14 protein-coding genes are annotated in these 17,111 nt (G+C 34.2%); 5 read left to right on the top strand and 9 right to left on the bottom strand.

Annotated elements, in window-relative coordinates; translation table 11 throughout:
• A partial coding sequence (gene purM, locus PLA12_11400) for a phosphoribosylformylglycinamidine cyclo-ligase (GenBank protein HOQ33103.1) occupies positions 1–873 on the bottom strand: 873 nt, incomplete at its 3' end.
• A gap of 167 nt (positions 874–1,040) precedes the next feature.
• On the opposite strand from purM, the gene PLA12_11405 reads away from it, so the two are divergent.
• Together PLA12_11405 and PLA12_11410 are read left to right on the top strand one after the other, a co-directional pair.
• Positions 1,041–1,934: a LysR family transcriptional regulator gene (locus tag PLA12_11405; protein ID HOQ33104.1), complete on the top strand. Its 894-nt coding sequence runs from the start codon at positions 1,041–1,043 to the stop codon at positions 1,932–1,934.
• Positions 1,935–1,952: 18 nt separating this feature from the next.
• Positions 1,953–3,587: an O-antigen ligase family protein gene (locus PLA12_11410; GenBank protein HOQ33105.1), complete on the top strand. Its 1,635-nt coding sequence runs from the start codon at positions 1,953–1,955 to the stop codon at positions 3,585–3,587.
• Here the strand turns inward: PLA12_11410 and PLA12_11415 are convergent.
• From PLA12_11415 to PLA12_11435, 5 genes are read right to left on the bottom strand one after another with little or no spacing between them, the layout of a single operon-like run.
• Positions 3,568–5,046 (bottom strand): hypothetical protein, encoded by a 1,479-nt coding sequence (locus PLA12_11415; GenBank protein ID HOQ33106.1) that lies wholly within the window; start codon positions 5,044–5,046, stop codon positions 3,568–3,570. The genes PLA12_11410 and PLA12_11415 overlap by 20 nt on opposite strands.
• A 20-nt stretch (positions 5,047–5,066) precedes the next feature.
• On the bottom strand, positions 5,067–5,333 hold the full coding sequence (locus PLA12_11420) for a hypothetical protein (protein ID HOQ33107.1): 267 nt from the start codon (positions 5,331–5,333) through the stop codon (positions 5,067–5,069).
• 3 nt (positions 5,334–5,336) lie between these two features.
• Positions 5,337–6,611 carry an ATP-binding protein gene (locus PLA12_11425; GenBank protein HOQ33108.1) on the bottom strand — a complete coding sequence of 425 codons (1,275 nt, stop codon included), beginning with the start codon at positions 6,609–6,611 and terminating at the stop codon, positions 5,337–5,339.
• Positions 6,612–6,631: 20 nt separating this feature from the next.
• A complete protein-coding gene (locus PLA12_11430) occupies positions 6,632–7,393 on the bottom strand; it encodes a lipopolysaccharide kinase InaA family protein (protein ID HOQ33109.1) in 762 nt (253 codons plus the stop codon).
• Between the two features lie 6 nt (positions 7,394–7,399).
• The gene (locus PLA12_11435) at positions 7,400–8,206 is read right to left on the bottom strand and encodes a lipopolysaccharide kinase InaA family protein (protein ID HOQ33110.1); all 807 of its coding nucleotides are present in this window, start codon (positions 8,204–8,206) and stop codon (positions 7,400–7,402) included.
• 638 nt (positions 8,207–8,844) lie between these two features.
• Here PLA12_11435 and PLA12_11440 point away from each other — a divergent pair.
• The 3 genes from PLA12_11440 to PLA12_11450 all read left to right on the top strand — a co-directional run bounded on the left by PLA12_11440 (position 8,845) and on the right by PLA12_11450 (position 11,884).
• Complete coding sequence (locus PLA12_11440) at positions 8,845–9,972, top strand: NAD(P) transhydrogenase subunit alpha (protein HOQ33111.1); 1,128 nt, start codon at positions 8,845–8,847, stop codon at positions 9,970–9,972.
• 212 nt (positions 9,973–10,184) lie between these two features.
• Entirely contained in the window at positions 10,185–10,466 is a 282-nt protein-coding gene (locus PLA12_11445) for an NAD(P) transhydrogenase subunit alpha (protein ID HOQ33112.1), read from the top strand.
• A 41-nt stretch (positions 10,467–10,507) separates the two neighbouring features.
• Positions 10,508–11,884, top strand: coding sequence for an NAD(P)(+) transhydrogenase (Re/Si-specific) subunit beta (locus PLA12_11450; GenBank protein HOQ33113.1), 1,377 nt, complete (start codon positions 10,508–10,510; stop codon positions 11,882–11,884).
• A 315-nt stretch (positions 11,885–12,199) separates the two neighbouring features.
• Here PLA12_11450 and PLA12_11455 read toward each other — a convergent pair whose 3' ends face one another.
• The 3 genes from PLA12_11455 to PLA12_11465 all read right to left on the bottom strand — a co-directional run.
• A complete protein-coding gene (locus tag PLA12_11455; GenBank protein ID HOQ33114.1) occupies positions 12,200–14,476 on the bottom strand; it encodes an aconitate hydratase in 2,277 nt (758 codons plus the stop codon).
• 68 nt (positions 14,477–14,544) lie between these two features.
• Positions 14,545–16,344 carry a homoserine O-acetyltransferase gene (locus PLA12_11460; GenBank protein ID HOQ33115.1) on the bottom strand — a complete coding sequence of 600 codons (1,800 nt, stop codon included), beginning with the start codon at positions 16,342–16,344 and terminating at the stop codon, positions 14,545–14,547.
• 20 nt (positions 16,345–16,364) lie between these two features.
• Positions 16,365–17,111, bottom strand: a 747-nt coding sequence (locus PLA12_11465; protein ID HOQ33116.1) for a PLP-dependent transferase, incomplete at its 5' end; no start/stop codon positions are given.

Here is a 17,111-nt window from a genome sequence, read left to right on the forward strand (position 1 = left end):
ATTGCCCGTTTCTTTTAAGAAACGAAATAGATAAGGAACTTCCCATGTAGAAAGGTCTATTTCTGCTCCAATACCTTCGGGAAGAATTCGGGGCAGGTTTTCAGTAATTCCTCCACCTGTTATATGAGCCATACCCCGAACATCCGCAAGTTTAATAACAATTTGCATGATTTTGGCATAACAAGTATGAGGTGCCATTAGTGTATCGTATACAGACTGGTTTGTTCCAGGGAAAGTATCTTCTAACTTTAATTTAGCAACATCGAAGCATATTTTCCTTGCAAGTGTGTATCCGTTGGTATGAAGTCCCGATGATGACAGACCCAGAATAATATCTCCTGCTTGTATGTTAGAACCATCAATAATTTTTTTACGGTCTACAATACCTACTATTGTACCTACTAAATCATATTCGTCTGGTTGATATACATCGGGCATTTCTGCAGTTTCACCTCCAATCAATGCACATCCTGCCTGACCACATCCCCATGTCAATCCTTTTACTACTTCAACAATTGTAGTAGGATTAAGTTTCCCCATAGCAATATAGTCCAGAAAAAAAAGTGGTTTAGCTCCCTGGACGAGTATATCATTGACACAGTGAGAAACAAGGTCTATTCCAACGGTATCGTGTTTGTTCGCCATAATGGCTAACTTTATTTTTGTTCCGACACCATCAATACTTGACACAAGGACAGGTTCTTCTATTCCATGAAGGTCAGGTTGAAATAATCCACCGAATAAACCGATATTAGATAATACCTGGTCATTAAAGGTTCTTTTAACCAATTCTTTTATTTCACCGACTGCTTCATTGGCTGCGTCAATATTAACGCCAGCATCTTTATAACTTAATTTTGAATGTTTATCCATCGAATTATCCTTTACAGTATAAATATGATAAATAATGAATCTCAGACGCTCTTTTGTATAATACTTCCATATTAAATATGAATTTGTTTGGGAAATTGGAGATATAATAGCATATATCAAGGTATAATGCTAATGAATTTTAATTATAAAAACTATAAGTAAAACTTATGGATACTTTTTCTTACGACGCTTTACAATGTTTCTGCGCCCTGGTAGAAACGGGTTCTTTTGGGAAAGCTGCAGAAAAAACAGGAAGAACACAACCTGCCCTGAGCCAGAGGATAAAAAGTATTGAAGAAAGATTAGGAGGAGAACTGTTCGACCGTAGAAGGAAATGTTTGACACCTTTAGGGAAAAATTTTTATGAGTTGGCAAAAGAGTTTACATTGATGCAAAAAAAATTTAGCATGCTTTTTCAGGAAGCAACTCAGGGTTTTTCTTCCGAGTTAAAAATAGGGACCAGTGATACCTTTGCCTTTCATCTCTTACCTAAGGTAATTAGAGAATTTTTACGACAATTTCCCCAAATTCAGTTATCGGTTATAACTCGTTCTTCAGATGAAATAGAAAATATGGTCTATAGAGGAGAGATTAATATCGGTGTTGTAACTCAACCTGTAGGACATAGTAATTTAAAAGAAGTAAAAATATGCGAGGACCCTATTTATCTGGTAACATCTAAAAAACATCCTTTTACGAAGAAAAAGCCAACGAACATAATTTACGAATTACATAATGAATCTATTGTTATGATAGATGCAAAGACGAGAACAGGAAGAATAATTAATAAATATTTGAAAACGATAAAAATAGAACCGAAATGTGTTATTGATGGTGGCTCGTTTCAGGTGATAATGAAGTATGTAGCGGAAGGTTTCGGTGTTTCTTTTGTCCCAAGAATGGTGGCTATGGATTGGCAAGAAAAAGTAGAAATAATAAAGATAAAGAAAGCCCCGTCTATCCCTTATGTTTGTATTTATCCTCGATTTTTATCCATGTCAAAAACAGAAAAGACTTTTCTTAATTTGTTAAAGAAACATACAAGTACAATAAGAATATAGAAATTACAGAGTATATCTATGAGTTTTATGGGGAAGGAAAGAATAATTGGAATGCTTCTACTTGGCATTTTGCTTATTCCACCGATTGCATTTTCTTTTGAATTTACATCATTTCTGTATCCAAAAGAAATTGTGTTAAGTATCTTTTTAGTTTTGTTATTGCCGTTTTTTATAAAAAATAAAGAAAAATTATTTTTACCTTTACCCTTTGTTTTCTTTTTAATCTTAAATTTGTATTTGTTTTTAAGTTGTTTATACGCAAAAGTTCCAGAACAAGCATTGATTCGTTCTGCAGAATTGTTTTTGGTGTTTATTGCAGTTATTTTAATAACAGATATTAACAGGAAAGGAAATTATGACACTGTTTTAGAATATAGCATACTAATATCAGGATTATTGGTTGCTATTTTATTAATTGTGCAATATTTTGATTTATTACCTGTTTTATTTCCTAAATATTCCTTTTATAAACAGTTGTATTCTGTGTTCGGTAATCAAAATCTTGCTGGAACATATATTGCTATTGTAATGATAAGCACTTTAGTTTGTTGGGATAATATTCCAATAAGAGATATATTTAAGTTTATTTGTTTTTTTGTTTTAGGATATGGATTGATTTTGAGTAATTCGCGAAGTTCATGGCTTTCAGTTTTAGGGGTAATGGCTTTTTATTTTATAAGTAGATATGAAAAAAATATTGGGCATAGAAAGAAACAGATATATATTCTAATAGCCATGTTATTGGGAATACTAATTACCTTACCACTTATATATGAGCGTTTAAAATACAGTTTTACTGACATAGATGTAGGGTTCCGTGTCCGTTTGTGGGTATATGATGGGTCTATTCGAATGTTTTTATCTCATCCATTTTTCGGGGTAGGTTTTGGAAACTTTTATTATTGGAGTCCTAAATATTTAGCGGATGCCTTAAATTCAAGTTATGGAAGTATCCATATTAGAAATGAGTTATTAACCTTACATGCCCATAATGACATACTTGAATTGTTGACTGAAGCAGGTATATCAGGATTTTTACTTGTAGGATTATTTTATTTTTATCCTATTTTTATTTATCGGAATCCCTATGTATGGTGGGTATTTATTTTTGTTTCTTTTTTAAATCCGATTTTAATAAGTTCTTCTCATTTGATTGTAGCCTGTTTGTCTATACATAAGGAAAAGCGAAGAATTTTCAAAGAAAAAAATATACAGATAGAAAAATTAGGGAATGTGAATAATAAAGCAAGAATTATTTTCTCTGTTCTTAGTCTTTTATCCATTCTATTCCTTACTTATACATTATGGATTCCGGACTACAAACTTCGGCAAGCGGAAAGACTACTAATATTAGGACATGATTGTGAATCCCAATACAAAGTATTGGTGAGTTCTAAATTTGCCACTTATGCTATGTATGAGGGTTATGCTCAGGAATTGATAAGAAAAAAAGATTACAAGAACGCATATGAAATATTGAAGAAGGCACTCAAAAAAACAGATGAGGGGAATATTTATCTGTTATTAGGCAGATGTGCAGAAGAATTAAGAAAGAAAGAAGAAGCCATAAAATGGTATCGAGAGTGTCTTTATCGTTTTCCGGATAATAAAACTGCAAGAGAATATTTACTATTTACTGGGGACTTAAAATAAAAAGGCTTTGTATTCGGGCAACAAATGGTGTTTTATTTTCCGTAGAGATTTTGAATGTAAAGATTTCATCTGTATTTACAGAACAATTCGCTGACAATTTATCAGACCTGTTTTTGTAATAAATAATAGGTTTTGTTTCTCCTTTATTAACTTCACAAATAAATGTATCGATATTATCTAAAAAGAGGTCTATTTTTATTCTGTTGGCTCTTATATCGAGCCAATAAGAACCTGTTTTCTCAAAGGCTATGTTTTTTGTTATAGGAGAGCCATCAGTGCTTTTTAGTTCCATAGTGTGAGGAGGTTGTATATGTTGATATTTGAAGAAACGGGCAACTGCAGGAATTTGAGTAAAAGGATTTATGAAAGTATTCAGGATATGAGATTCTACAGCACTAAAGATGATAACAGTTGATATAAATAGCATAAACATCTGAAATAAACAAAGATTTAAGGTCTTTATAAGAGATGTAGCAAATGTCCCAAAAATAACAAGAAAGGAAAAGATAGGAACCATTATAAAGCCCCACAAAAATAAAGGCTTGGGTAACCATGATGATAGACTGATAAAAGATGCAATAATCAATCCTGTTAGAATGATAAGATTATAAGGAATTTTTTCTCTTAAACCCGTTATATTTAATCCTAATTTGATAAATATAGGTGAAATAAAGAGCAAAATAATGGTGGTGATAAAATGGGCAGGAAAGAGTTCATGTCGGTAAATATCCCAGAAGGTCAAACTAACATGAACAGATTTATAATCTCCCAATAGGAACTTTAGAGACATAAAGATATTTACAGATATAAAGGAAATGGTAACCAGACCTAACAAGAGCATTATAATTTCAGGTGTTAACATAGCAACAGGGGCCAAATTTATATCTGTTGTCGTTAAATCAGCCCGAGTGGTTTCTGGTGTAAGAGACTCTCCACATTTCCAACATCGGTCAATATAGCCTTTATTCTCTGCTCCACAGCGTTTACATATAGATTCGGGGAGTAAATCAAATTCAGAACCGAAAGTAAATGGAAAAGGTGTCTTTCTTACATGTTTTTTACTTAAAAAACTTTCTATTCGTGATACAGCAGTTTGCGCCCACTTATGTTCAGGACAAATTTCGGCGAGTTTTTCATAAACTTTTCGCGCCTCTTCAATTTTTCCGGCTGAAATCAATGCTCTTCCCAGTTGTTCATATAGACCGGGTTCTTTATCCCATTTTTCAATGGCTTTTTTAAGTTCGTTTATAGATTCTTCATACTTGCCAAGACGATATAATGTTGCCGATAAAAAGCGATAAACATTGACATAAGGCTCCCATTCATTTTTAAGTATGGTTAGATGTTCTAATGCTAAAGAATAATCTTTGTTCTGATAAAGTTTTTTTGCTAATTTCCATCGGTTTTCGTAATCTTTCGGATTTTTTTCTACATAATCAAGCAAATCAAGTAAATTCAAGGCTTTTCTCCAAAAAATATTTAACTGGCTTTCTTCTTCTTTTTTCTTTCTCTTTTCTTCGTTTCTTTATATTTTGCAAGATTTATTCTATAAAGAATTTCATTGACAACCCATGCAATAACGGCACCTATAACAGCAGACATACCTATAGTGAAACCTATATGGGCACCTAAGGAATTATCATAGAGTAATAGTCCTGATAAAAAATAATTTGGAATAAGTAAAAAGACACTACAAATCGCCCAGAAAATCCATCCTACGGATTCAAGGTTTTTGAATTGTTTCATTGCTTAAATTGTCTCCTTTCTATTCGTTTCTGTATTACTCTGGGGGAGTGTAATTATAAACTTTGTGCCTTTGTCTTTTTTACTAACTACATTAATTTTACCACCATGTTCTTCTACAATTTTTTTGGTAACGGATAAACCTAAACCTGTCCCTCGATATCCTTTGGTTGTAAAGAAAGGTTCAAAGATATGTTCTATGTCTTCAGGCAGGATACCTTTTCCATTATCGGACACCGTAATAATTAAATCTTTATTTGGAGATAATTCTCCTTCAATTTTAACAATACCTTTTTTTTCAGGAACTGCTTCACCGGAATTTAGAAGTAAATTAGTTAAACAATGAATAATACCATTGGGGTCAAGGAGCACCTTGTCTTTTACTTGGGATATATCAATTATGAGTTGGATTTGTCGGTTGGAGAAAAGGTCAGAGAAGAATTCTGATACCTTATTGGTTATATCTTCTAAATGACAATATATTTTTTGTGGGGTTCGAGGTTTAGAAAATAACAATAAATCTTTAACAAATTCAAAGACATAAAGGGAAGTTCTTTTAAGTACAGGCCATGCTTTATGAACAACTTCATAATTTTTTTGGTTCAATGATTTTTCGATAAGTTCGGTGCTGGTTAACATTCCAGTGAGTATATTTTTTAAATGATGGGCTAATGCAGTTAATGTATAACCTATGGCAGCGAAGCGTTCTGCCTGTAATTTTTCCTGGATTAATTGGGAATTTACAACAGCAGAAGCAGCCCATGATGCTAAAATTTCCAGAAAACGGAGGTCTTCATGAGAAAAAGGTTCATTCCCAATTTTATTAACCATTTCTATAACACCAATTAATCGTTGACGGTCAATTAATGGAACAGCAAGAATATTTCGGGTTGAAAATTGAGTTGCCATATCTACTCCCGGGAAAAAACGAGAATCGTTCCTGACATCATTAACAATCAAAGGTTTTTTTGTTCTCGCAACTTCTCCGGCAATTCCACAGTTTATAGGTATGCGAATTTCTTTCTTTACTATTTCAGAACCAACGGGACCTAAAGTTACCTGAAAAGAAAGTTCTTTCTTTTTTTCATCATAGAGCAATAAAGAGCCTGCTTCAGCATTACATGCCTTTTTACATTCTTCTGTTATGATTACAATAAGTTGTTCAATATCCGTTAAGTTAGAATAAAAGTGCTGAACCCGATATATGGATTGAATGTAATTTCGGACATTTTCATCCAGCCAATCTAATTTTGTAATTTCACTATCAAATTTATTTTCCATCAGGAAGAATTATCCTTTTTTTATTTTTGACTTTGCATATTTCTTAAATGTTGTGTTCTCCGTTGTCTTTGGAGTTCTTTTATTTTATTATAGATTATAGTTAATTTGTTTAATGATGAATCATTTAGCACCGTAAAAATTAAATCCTTTAATATATATTCATCTACAAAATCACAAAAGGAATCGTAAATCTGTATTAAGTTCCTTATTTTATATTTTATTGTAAAATGATTTATCAAATGGGTAGAGTCTAAATCTACCAAATATATGGATTTTCCATTTACCGTGAGTAGATTTTTACCGGATAAGTCTTTGTGATATATCCCTTTTTCCCATAAAAGGAGAAGGAACTCTTTCATTGTATTGAAGAAGTCTTCTAATGTTATCCCTTTCCTTGAATAAATATCATCTTTAATGAATATCTCAACATTGTAACTATCAAAAAGGTATTCAGAGAGGAAGAAATGTTGATAAGGTAATGAATAATTTAACATTTCGAGGTACGCAATAGGTTTAGGGGTAGGTATGTGAGCATGTATTAAATAATTACTTATATTCCATGCATTTCTACAACGATTGGATAAAAATAAATGTCTAAATATTCCCTCATAAATTGGATAGTTTGTTTTTTTTACAAAGTAAGAACGCCATTGAAAGGAGGAAACTTTGGCTGTTTTTTTCAATACTATACCTTTATTAGATATTTCATATAAGAAGATTTCCGGGTCAAAGTTTTCTTCATTTGACCAGATTCTATATCGTGAATTGCTTTTATATACCATTGGTAACTAACTATTTTTATTAATGTGACGAATTTTATAATTTACCCATTGTATATGAGGATATAAAAATAGCTTTGCCAGGAAAGAGAGGTTCGAAATAGCATAACCTTTTAATAGAATATTAAAAAAGTCAGTGCTAATACCTCTTTTTATAAAAGAGCGTTTTAATCTTAACAAATTTTGAGAACGGTAATAATTATTAAATGTAGTTATTTTTTTTGCATTATCGAAATCAATTAGAAAAACAGATTTGTTTTTAGAATCAATTAATAAATTCCTTATTTGTAAATCATTATGAAAAATTCCGATATCGTGCATATTTTTTATAATCTTTCCACATTTGATAAGTATGTCGTATTTTTCTTCAATTGAAAAGAAATTGTTTTTTAAAAGTTCTTCTAATGTATATGTCTCTGGAATATAATCAGTGATTACCCCGCATTTATAAAACCCCAATTTTTTCGACCAAAATCCTCCGAGATATTCAGGAACTGGTAAATTATCTTTTAGTATATTTATATACATGTAAAATTCATGCAAAAAACGATTTGAAAGGAAATAAAGTTTAGGAAAAATTTTTTCTGAGATACCACCATGGAAATATTGCTTTATTAGAACAGATGAGTTTGTGTTTAATTTGAATAAAAAAATTTTGTTTCGACCACCTGATAAGGGTATTAATTTATTAGATATGGAATTAGAAAGTATATCAGATACTATGTCAAATAAGTCAGGGGATAGGTCTTCTCTTAAAATTACATGAGCGATAGTATTTGAAAGTATTTTATAACCTGTGGGAAGTTGTATAGTCATATATTATTACATTTTTGTTAAAAGTAAAAGAATAATAAATTATAAAACACTTGAATGAGAAATAAAAAGAAAAGAATATTAAAAGGGAGGAGCGGCAGGCTTGGGCATTCCTGCCGCTATATTTGCGGGGGGTGTCTGAGAAATTGCTCTGTAGGCGCAAGAGGAAAATTCATATTCAACATTTATATTGAAGTTTTGGGCTGGTCTGAGGAATCGGGCATACGCAATTCCCAAACACCAAATATATAGTAGCACAATATATAGTGGTTTGTCAAGTGCAATTTTAAAAATTTTTTATTATTTATTTTAGCGATTATAAAGAAATAAAGAAGAAATAGTAACTTTTCGTATAAGAAAAATTTTATACTAAATTCTTAAACTAATCGGACATAAAATATCTAAATTGAAACTGATTATATTTTATACGGAGTGTAAAATATGGGGTAACAATATATAGTAGATAAAAGAAAAAAAGATTTTATGTTATTGTAGAAATAGACTATTTAATGGTAAGTAAAATTTATTTAAAAGTTGAAAAATTTTACAATCATACCTTATAATATTAATTTAATATATCTTGTTTTGTAAACTCAATTGCTTTTCAGAATGAATAATTAAATGATTGAGAGGGTATTTTTATGATTTTTATTCCTAAGGAAGTTTACCCCAAAGAGACTCGAATACCAATAGTCCCTGATACGGTAAAAAAATTGGTAAAGTTAGGAGCCGAAGTATGCATTGAGTCTGATATGGGGTGGAGTTGTGGTTATTCGAATGAACAGTATATAGAAGCAGGAGCGAAAGTCGTATCACGAGAGGAAGGATTAAAAAATGCAGATATTGTTTTACGATTAAGAAAACCTCCTATTGAAGAAATAAAATTACAAAAGAGAGGTTCTCTGCATATTAGCTATTTGGAACCCTTCTTTGATTTTGCCATACAGGATGAATTTATTAAGAATGAAGTTAACGCAATATCTATGGAAATGATTCCGCGAACAACATTAGCCCAAAAGATGGACGCTTTGAGTTCACAAGCAAATTTAGCGGGTTATGTTGCGGTTATAGTTGCTGCGAATAGATTACCTATGGTATTTCCCATGATGATGACACCCGCAGGAACATTAAAACCAATTCGTATATTCATTATTGGTTGCGGTGTTGCTGGTTTGCAAGCAATAGCCACAGCGAAAAGATTAGGAGCCCGAGTTGATGCGTTTGATACAAGACCTGTGGTTGAAGAACAGGTATTATCGTTAGGAGCGAAATTCGTAAAAATTGATGTAGGACCCACCGGGCAGACAAAAGATGGTTATGCACTGGAACTTACGGAAGAACAGAAACAAAAGCAACGGGAAGGAATGAAAAAGGTTATAGCCCAATCGGATGTTGTCATTACAACAGCACAGGTTTTTGGTAAAAAGGCTCCATTATTGGTTACCAATGATATGATAAAGGCAATGCGACCGGGTAGTGTTATTGTAGACCTTGCTGCAGAAACCGGTGGAAATGTGGAAGGTTCAAAACCCGGTGAAGAAGTGATTATAGATAATGTGATTGTTATTGGAGCGGAGAATTTTCCGGGACGTGTTGCAGTTCATGCCAGTCAAATGTATTCCGCTAATTTAGGGAATTTGATTGAACATTTCTGGAATAAGGAAACAAAGTCTTTTAATTACAAATTAGAAGACGAAATATTAAATGGATGTTTAATAATTCATGAAGGTAAATTAAGAAATGAATTAATACAAAAGGCAAGGAGCTAACAATGAAAAAAAGGATAGTAAAACTAAATAAAATTCCCCTGATGGGATGGGTAAGTTTGGTGGTGTTTGTATCTATCCTATCCCTTTTATTATTGGGGAGTTTCCCAAAAGTGAAAGCAGAAAGTAATGTAGGTTCTTCAGCAATACCTGCGGTTGTTGCAACAGAATGTGAGACAGAACAATCCTTGCCCAGTAGCAGGGCATTAAACCCCATGACATTACTTTTGTTTACTTTCTTAATATCGGTATTTCTTGGAGTAGAAATTTTGACCAAAGTGCCATCACAACTTCATACGCCCTTAATGTCCGGGTCTAATGCTATATCGGGAATAACAGTCGTAGGTGCATGCTTAGCTGCGGGACAAGGGAGAAATTCGGTGTTATTGATAGGTATTGGTGTAATCGCAATGATTTGTGCCATGATAAATGTTGCCGGTGGTTATCTTGTTACAGACAGAATGTTAAGAATGTTTAAAGGGAAGGAAAGGAAGTAACCGTGAACGAAACTATTAAAATATTAATTGAAGTTGCCTATATGGTATCGGCGGTTACCTTTATTTTAGGTCTGAAAATGCTCAGTAAGCCAACAACCGCCATTAAGGGAAATATCATTTCTGGATTAGGTATGTGCCTTGCTATTGCAGTTACGCTTGTCAATCCGGTAATCAAATCTTATGAGTGGATAATAATCGGAGGACTTATAGGAAGCATTATTGGAGCCATTGCTGCGATAAAAGTCCCGATGACTTCTATGCCGGGATTTGTTGCATTTTTCAATGGAACAGGCGGACTTGCCAGTATGTTAGTCGGTTGGTCTGATTTTCATGTTACATATAAAGGTTATGGGGCATATAGCCTGGAAAATATTGTATTAATACTTGCAACTTATCTGGCGATGTTAATCGGTGGAGTTACCTTCTCAGGAAGTATGGTTGCTTATGCAAAGTTAGAAGAAAAAATTCAAGGAAAACCAATTCTATTTAAGGGACAGCAGTTAGTAAACGCTATCGTATTAGGATTGTCTATCATAATTGGAGTTCTTTTCTTTGCCAGTCCTAATGGTCCTTTAATGTATCCAGCAGTTATTTTGTTAATGATATTATCAAATATTCTGGGTATTTTAGTTACTATCCCCATTGGCGGTGCGGATATGCCTGTTGTTATATGTTTGTTAAATAGTTATTCAGGTATGGCAGCATGTGCATCCGGTTTCGTATTAAATAATACAGTACTAATCGTGGCGGGGGCATTAGTCGGTGCAAGTGGTATTATTCTTACAGCAATTATGTGTAAAGCAATGAATCGTTCCCTTGCTAATGTCTTATTCAGTGGCTTTGGTTCATCTGAAGGGTCAGTTAGCACATCTGAGACTGGTGAAGTAAAAGCATTATCACCTGAAGATGCCTATTTCGTATTAGAGGCGGCTCGTTCTGTTGTATTTGTTCCTGGTTATGGTATGGCAGTTGCACAGGCTCAACATGTGGTAAAGGAACTTGCGGACTTATTAGAAAAAAATGGGGCAGAGGTAAAGTATGCCATTCACCCTGTTGCAGGTCGTATGCCAGGTCACATGAATGTCTTATTGGCAGAAGCCAATGTGCCTTATGACCAATTATTGGAGATGGACGATATTAATCCGATTATCGACACAGTAGATGTTTGTATTGTTGTTGGTGCGAATGATGTCGTAAATCCGTCAGCAAGAGAAAATCCTAAGAGTGCTATCTATGGAATGCCTATTATTAATGTAGATTACGCTAAAACCTGTTTTGTCTTGAAGCGTTCTCTCGCATCGGGTTTCTCTGGTGTTGAAAACCCGCTATTCTTTAAAGAAAATACACGAATGATTTTTGGAGATGCTAAACAGACATTAACAGCAATTATAAATCAGTTCAAGGAAGCACAAGAGTAATATAAACTATTCTTGGTATTTTTATAGCCCTTGTTGTAGCAAATATAACAAGGGCTAATTGCTTTTGGAAGGTAAATGTTTGTTGATAGTTATTGCGAAGATGTGAGACAAATGAGACAGGATAGAATGGATTGGATAGAGGGGCGAGGATAAAAAAATTAAGGAAGCAAGATATTATTATCTATCAAATGAGTGATAGTATACTTCTCCCATTAATAGTTTCATATAACCATTCTCATTTAAAAATTATTAAAATCCTCTTTGTTGATAAGTTATAAATAGGAAAACACAAATAAGATGATGTGTTCTTTTAAATCACATTTCTTTTTTTGAGAATTGTTTCCTAATAATGTTCAATGCACCACCCGATTTATACCATTCGATTTGTGTGGCGTTGTAAGAATGGTTTGCTAATAGGGTTTCTTTTGTTCCATCGGAGTGATGAATGACAACGGTTAGAGGTTTTTGTGGTGAAAAGTCGTCAAGACCTAATATATCAATCTTATCATCTTCTTGAATTTTATCGTAGTCTTTAGGGTCTGCAAAGGTAAGAGCAAGAATTCCCTGTTTTTTTAGGTTTGTTTCATGGATACGAGCGAAACTACGAACGAGGATAGCCTTTACACCTAAATATCTCGGTTCCATGGCAGCATGTTCGCGGGAAGAACCTTCTCCATAGTTTTCATCACCAACTACAATGGTTCCTATCCCTTTTTGTTTATAAAAGCGTTGAACCTGTGATACAGTTCCATATTCAGAAGTTAATAAGTTTTTTGTAGTATTTGATTTGTTGTTGAATGCGTTAATAGCACCCATGAAACAATTATTAGAGATATTATCAAGATGTCCTCGATATTTTAACCATGGTCCTGCAGGGGATATATGGTCTGTTGTGCATTTTCCTTTGATTTTTAGTAGAAGATATAAACCTATAAGGTCTCCATTGTTTGGAGGGAAGGGTTCTAATAATTGTAATCGTTGTGAATCAGCGCGCACATCTACATTTAGGTTTTGAGATTGTTCTGCAGGTGGAACATAGCCAGAATTACTACATACAAAACCGTTTCTGGGAAATTCGTCACCTGTAGGAGGGTCTAACATTACTTCGACCCCTTCTTCATTGATTAATTTATCGGTTAACGGATTAAATGTAATATCTCCGGATAAAACTAACGCTGTTACGATTTCTGGGGAAGATACAAAAGCATGAGTTTTAGGGTTACCATCATTCCTTTTTGCAAAATTTCTATTAAATGAAGTTACAATTGTATTCGGTTCATCATTAGGACTATAGCGATGTCTTGCCCATTGGCCAATGCAAGGACCACATGCATTAGCAAGAACAACCCCATTTATATTCTCAAAGTCTTTAAGTATACCATCTCTTTCAATTGTTTCATGTATTTGTTCAGACCCGGGAGTTATTATAAATTCTGCTTTTGCCTTTAATTTTTTGGATACTGCCTGTCGTGCAATAGATGCCGACCTGCTTAAATCCTCATAGGAAGAATTTGTGCATGAACCTATCAAACCTACCTCTACTTTGAGAGGCCAGTTGTTTGCGATAGCCTTTTCTTTGATTTGAGAGATAGGAGTGGCTAAATCAGGTGTGAATGGACCATTTAAGTATGGTTCCAGTGTGGATAGGTCTATTTCTATTACTAAATCGTAATATTTTTCGGGAGTTAAAACAACATCCGTATCAGGACATAGTTCTTTGCTTAATGCTTCGCATAATTGTGCAACTTTTTCCCTGCCTGTGTGAAATAAATAATCTTTCATCCGTTTATCAAAAGGGAAAATAGAACAGGTTGCCCCTACTTCGGCACCCATATTGCAGATGGTTGCTTTGCCCGTGCATGAAATTGTCTCTACGCCAGGTCCAAAGTATTCAATAATATATCCTGTTCCCCCTTTAACAGTAAGAATACCGGCTAATTTTAATATCACATCTTTTGGAGATGTCCAGCCTTTTAATTCTCCAGTGAGTTTAACACCAAGAATCTTTGGGAATTTCAATTCCCAGGGAAGACCTGCCATAACATCTACCGCATCGGCACCCCCTACACCTATGGCTATCATTCCTAATCCCCCTGCATTAGGAGTATGAGAATCGGTTCCTATCATCATTCCGCCGGGGAAGGCGTAGTTTTCTAAAATTACCTGATGAATAATCCCTGCTCCCGGTTTCCAGAAGCCTATCCCATATTTTTGGGAAACACTGTAAAGAAAGTTATAAACTTCTTCGTTCTCTTTTAGTGCTTTTTGTAAATCGGATGTTGCCCCTTTTTCTGCCTGGATTAGATGGTCACAATGGACTGTGGTAGGAACGGCGACTTTAGGTCTACCTGCTTGCATAAACTGCAATAATGCCATTTGGGCTGTAGCATCTTGCATGGCAACCCTATCCGGATTGAACTCAATATATTCATCTCCTCTCTTAATTTCACGAATATCGGCTTTGTTAGATACATGGCTATATAGGATTTTCTCTGTAAGAGTTAGAGGACGGTTTAACTTATCTCGAATTTCTTTTATATCATTTTGATAGTTATTTAAAACATTTTTTATTAATTCTAAATCAAACAACATAGGTGTATCTCCATAGCAAAAGGGGAAAATATTAATAGAGAGTAATGGATAAATTATAAAAGATAAGTTTATTCTTTTTCTAATATGTAAACAGCTTCTTCTGCTATGAGATTTTTTAAATAATGAACGGTACCCTTAGAATTTAGAGAAATTTCTTTAAGTATTTTTATATTCATTTCCTTGCAAAGGTTTTGAAAGTCTTTTAATGTGAAGAAATGTCTATTTGGACTTTCATACCAGGAATAAGGAAGATTCGGTGTTACAGGAGAAACGCCTTTAAACAAAATATTAAAACGCACTTTCCAGTGTCCAAAGTTAGGAAAACTGACTATACCTCTTTTACCGATACGGAGTATTTCTTTTAATACAAGGTCAGGTCGTTTTATGACCTGCAAAGTCATGCTCAAAATTACATAATCGAAACAATTATCCGGCAATTCCGAAAGTCCTTCATCAATATCAGCTTGAATAACCGGCAAACCACAAGAAACGGCACTAATAACATTTTCCTGATTGATTTCAATACCTAATCCATCGGTTTTCTTTTCACGGTCAAGGCGACATAAAAGAGTGCCTGCTCCACAACCAAGGTCTAATATACGGGCATTATATTCGATTAATTTTACTATCAAATCCAGGTCAATTCGTGAGCCTGAATAGATACTATTAGGTATAACTTTTTTAGGTTCTATCTTTTCCTGTCTATCATTGGCTAAACATTTGGGGCAAGGTCTATCGGGGAAATAAACATGTTTTAGAAATCCACTGATTAGTTCTGTCATATTTTTGTAGTCAATAAGAAACGAATCATGTCCATACGGAGATTGAATATTGCAGTAACTAACATTTTTCTTTTGACGAGCAAGTGCAAACACAATTTCTCTCGACTTTTCAGGAGGGTATAACCAATCTGAAGAAAATGATATTACTAAAGTTTTTCCTTGAACTCTACTTAAAGCATCATCTAAATTCTTATATCCCCGTGAAATGTCAAAGTAATCAATGGCTTTTGTTATATAAAGGTAGGAATTAGCATCAAAACGATTAACAAATTTTTCTCCCTGATAATCTAAATAACTTTCTATAGAAAATTCTTTATTAACATCATAACGGAATTGTTCCCCATTCTGTAATTTTCTCCCAAATTTATTTTTCATTGAATCATCGGAAAGATAAGTGATATGAGATAGCATGCGTGCAACAGCCAATCCGTTAGTAGGACCTGGCGATGGATAATATTTACTATTGGCAAATTTAGGGTCGGAAAGTATGGCATGTCTTCCAACAGCATGAAAAGCAATCTGTTGGGCTTCACTAACAGGGGGTGCAGAAATTACCACAATAGATTTTGTTTTGTCAGGATAGCGGACACTCCATTCTAAAGCCTGCATACCGCCCATAGAACCACCAATAACACAAAGCCATTGAGGTATATCTAAGTGTTTCATTAGTTCATATTGGGCATTGACCATATCTCCAATTGTTACAAAAGGAAAATCAGTGCCATAAGGCTGCCCTGTTTCGGGATTGATGGACATAGGTCCTGTAGAGCCAGAGCATCCTCCCAAAGTATTGGAACAGACAACAAAATATTGGTTTGTATCCAATGCTTTTCCTGGTCCTATCATGGGGTCCCACCACCCGGGTTTATTATCTTCCTTGCTATGATAACCTGCGGCATGGGCATCACCTGATAAAGCATGACATACAAGGATAGCATTATCTTTTTTAGGAGATAGAACACCATAAGTTTCGTATGCAATCGTGACTGGACTTAACCTTGCACCACTCTCCAGAGTGAGAAACTCCGGAGAGTGGGCAAAAGTATAGTATTTCGTTTCTACAATTCCTACATTTGCTATTTCCATAACTTTATATTACCTGAAGTTTACTCCTGTGATTTATTTAAGGCTTGCTCTAAATCTTCCAGTATATCATCAATATCTTCAATACCTACAGACAATCGAATGAAATCAGGAGTTACGCCGGCTGCTTTTTGCTCTTCAGGCGATAATTGCTGATGGGTTGTAGATGCAGGATGAATAACCAATGTTTTTGCATCTAAAACATTAGCAAGATGAGATATGAGTTTCAAATTATCAATAAACTTTTTCGCAGAAGGAATATCTCCCTTTATTCCAAAACCCACAATAGCACCCTGACCATGCGGCATATATTTTTGTGCTCGAGCATAATCAGGATGGGACGGAAGTCCGGGGTAATTCACCCATTTTACTGCTTTATGCTTCTCTAAAAATTGGGCTACTTTAAGAGCATTTTCGCAATGTCGAGGAACCCGTAAATGAATCGTTTCCAATCCTTGTAGCAATAAGAAAGCATTAAATGGAGATAAGCAAGGACCCATATCTCTTAAAAGAGTTACTCGAGCCTTAATAATATAACTGATGTTTCCCAAGGGTTTGAATATATCATTAAAAACCATACCGTGATAGTTAGGATTAGGTGATGTAAATTCAGGGAATTTTCCATTATCCCAATCAAATTTGCCACTATCTACAATAACACCTCCTAAGGATGTCCCATGACCTCCAATAACCTTTGTTGCACTGTGGACTACAATGTCTGCACCAAAATCAATGGGTTTAAATAAAATTGGTGATGTAACCGTGTTATC

It is taken from the genome of Candidatus Hydrogenedens sp. (assembly GCA_035378955.1).
Classification (GTDB): Bacteria; Hydrogenedentota; Hydrogenedentia; order Hydrogenedentales; family Hydrogenedentaceae; genus Hydrogenedens.